Genomic DNA, 3141 nt, shown 5'->3' on the forward strand with positions numbered 1-3141 from the left:
CACCCGCGTGTACACCTCCACTCCGAAGAAGCCCAACTCGGCGCTGCGCAAGGTTGCCCGTGTGCGTCTCACCTCCGGTTTCGAGGTCACGGCTTACATCCCCGGCATCGGCCACAACCTTCAGGAGCACTCCGTGGTGATGATCCGCGGCGGTCGTGTGAAGGATCTGCCCGGTGTTCGCTACCACATCATCCGCGGCACGCTTGACACCGCCGGTGTGAAGGATCGCCGTCAGTCGCGCTCCAAGTACGGCGCCAAGACGCCCAAGGATTGATTCCTATCCAGCCGTAGCCGTTTCCTGATTCCCTTCCCCCAGGTCTATGTCACGCCGCAACGCCGCCGAGAAGCGTCCGATCCTGCCGGATCCTCAGTTCAACAGCCGTCTGGCCACCATGATCGTGGCCCGTCTGATGAAGCACGGAAAGAAATCCACCGCTCAGCGGATCCTGTCTGATGCCTTCACGCTGATCGGCGAGCGAACTGGCGCTGACCCCCTGGAGGTGTTCGAGACCGCCGTCAAGAACGCCACTCCCCTGGTGGAAGTGCGTGCCCGCCGCGTGGGTGGCGCTACCTATCAAGTGCCGATGGAAGTGCGTCAGGAGCGCGGCACCGCCATGGCTCTGCGCTGGCTGGTGAACTTCTCCCGCGCCCGCAACGGCCGCAGCATGGCCCAGAAGCTGGCCGGCGAACTGATGGATGCCGCCAACGAGGCCGGCAGCGCCGTTCGCAAGCGCGAAGAAACTCACAAGATGGCGGAAGCCAACAAGGCCTTCGCCCACTATCGCTACTGATCGCCGCCCGTGCAGGTCGGCCGGAGGCCGACTTGTAGAGTGACGCCCGCTTTTTTGTCGATTCCCCCTCCGGAGACCTAACCCGTGGCTCGCGCCTATCCCCTAGAACGCGTACGTAATATTGGTATTGCGGCACACATTGATGCCGGTAAAACCACCACAACCGAACGGATCCTGTTCTATTCAGGTGTGGTGCACAAGATCGGTGAGGTGCACGACGGCGCCGCCGTGACCGATTGGATGGCGCAGGAGCGCGAGCGCGGCATCACCATTACCGCAGCTGCGATCTCCACCAGTTGGAACGATCACAGGATCAACATCATTGATACCCCGGGCCACGTGGACTTCACCATTGAGGTGGAGCGTTCCATGCGAGTGCTCGACGGTGTGATCGCTGTGTTCTGTGCTGTGGGCGGTGTGCAGCCCCAGTCGGAAACCGTGTGGCGCCAGGCGGATCGCTACAGCGTTCCCCGCATGGTGTTCGTCAACAAGATGGACCGCACCGGCGCTGATTTCCTCAAGGTGCACGGGCAGATCAAGGATCGCCTCAAGGCCAAGGCCGCTCCCATCCAGTTGCCAATCGGCGCAGAAGGCGAGCTCAGCGGCATCGTTGATCTGGTGAAGAACCGCGCCTTCATCTACAAGGATGAGCTCGGCAAGGACATCGAAGAGACCGAGATCCCCGCTTCCATGGCCGATGAGGCCGCAGAATGGCGCGCCTATCTGATGGAAGCCGTCGCTGAAACCGACGAAGCCCTGATCGAAAAGTTCCTCGAGGAAGGCGAACTCAGCGAAGACGAACTGCGCAAAGGCATCCGCGAAGGCGTGTTGAAGCATGGCCTGGTGCCGATGCTCTGCGGTTCGGCCTTCAAGAACAAAGGTGTTCAGCTGCTGCTCGACGCCGTGGTCGACTACCTCCCCGCCCCGGTGGACGTGCCCCCGATTCAGGGTGTGCTCCCCAACGGTGACGAGGCGATTCGCCCCGCTGAAGACAGCGCTCCCTTCAGCGCGCTGGCCTTCAAGGTGATGGCCGATCCGTTCGGCAAGCTCACCTTCGTGCGCATCTACTCCGGTGTGCTGCAGAAGGGCAGCTATGTGCTCAACTCCACCAAGGACAAGAAAGAGCGCATCTCCCGCCTGATCGTGCTCAAGGCCGACGACCGCGAAGAAGTGGATGAGCTGCGCGCCGGCGACCTCGGTGCTGTGCTCGGCCTAAAGGACACCACCACCGGTGACACCCTGTGCGTAGACAGCGATCCGATCATCCTGGAATCGCTGTACATCCCCGAGCCTGTGATCTCGGTGGCTGTGGAGCCGAAGACCAAGGGCGATATGGAAAAACTCTCTAAAGCTCTGCAATCGCTCTCCGACGAAGACCCCACCTTCCGCGTTCGCACCGATCCGGAAACCAACCAAACCGTGATCGCCGGCATGGGCGAACTCCACCTGGAAATCCTGGTGGACCGCATGCTGCGCGAATTCAAGGTGGAAGCCAACATCGGTGCTCCTCAGGTGTCCTATCGCGAAACCATTCGCGCGAGCGCCAAGGGTGAAGGCAAGTTCGCTCGACAGACCGGTGGTAAGGGCCAGTACGGCCACGTGGTGATCGAAATGGAGCCCGGCGAACCGGGTTCCGGGTTCGAATTCGTCAACAAGATTGTTGGCGGTGTCGTGCCCAAGGAATACATCGGTCCGGCAGAAGCCGGCATGAAGGAAACCTGCCAGTCCGGTGTGATTGCAGGGTTCCCGATGATCGATGTGAAGGTCACCATGATCGACGGGTCCTACCATGATGTGGACTCGTCGGAGATGGCGTTTAAGATCGCCGGCTCCATGGCCTTCAAGGACGGCGTCAAGAAGTGCAGCCCTGTACTGCTTGAACCGATGATGAAGGTTGAGGTGGAGGTACCTGAGGATTTCCTCGGGTCCGTCATCGGCGACCTCTCCTCCCGTCGCGGCCAGGTTGAAGGACAGTCCATCGATGATGGTCAGTCCAAGGTCCAGGCCAAGGTGCCTCTGGCCGAGATGTTCGGCTACGCCACCCAGCTCCGATCCATGACCCAGGGTCGGGGTATCTTCTCGATGGAATTCAGCCATTACGAGGAAATTCCTCGCAATGTGGCAGAAGCCATCATCTCCAAGAATCAGGGCAATTCCTGATCTTTCCCATACCCATTCACCCCCCGATTCTTTTTCATCATGGCTCGCGAGAAGTTCGAAAGGAATAAGCCCCACGTCAACATCGGCACCATCGGCCACGTTGACCACGGCAAGACCACCCTCACCGCCGCCATCACCAACGTGCTGGCCAAGAAGGGTCAGGCCAAAGCCCAGGCTTATGACCAGATCG

General features: G+C 60.5%; 4 protein-coding genes. All 4 read left to right on the plus strand.

What is annotated here, in order from left to right; translation table 11 throughout:
- A partial coding sequence (rpsL, locus tag ACIQ2E_RS14205) for a 30S ribosomal protein S12 (protein WP_398331944.1) occupies nt 1-274 on the plus strand: 274 nt, incomplete at its 5' end.
- 46 nt (nt 275-320) lie between these two features.
- Nucleotides 321-791 (plus strand): 30S ribosomal protein S7, encoded by a 471-nt coding sequence (rpsG, locus tag ACIQ2E_RS14210; protein ID WP_010311876.1) that lies wholly within the window; start codon nt 321-323, stop codon nt 789-791.
- 84 nt (nt 792-875) lie between these two features.
- Nucleotides 876-2951, plus strand: a complete 2076-nt coding sequence (gene fusA, locus ACIQ2E_RS14215) for an elongation factor G (protein WP_398331948.1) — start codon at nt 876-878, stop codon at nt 2949-2951.
- Nucleotides 2952-2990: 39 nt separating this feature from the next.
- The coding region (locus ACIQ2E_RS14220) for a GTP-binding protein (RefSeq protein WP_398331951.1) at nt 2991-3141 on the plus strand (151 nt) is incomplete at its 3' end.

Source organism: Vulcanococcus sp. (genome assembly GCF_044369115.1).
GTDB lineage: Bacteria > Cyanobacteriota > Cyanobacteriia > PCC-6307 > Cyanobiaceae > Vulcanococcus.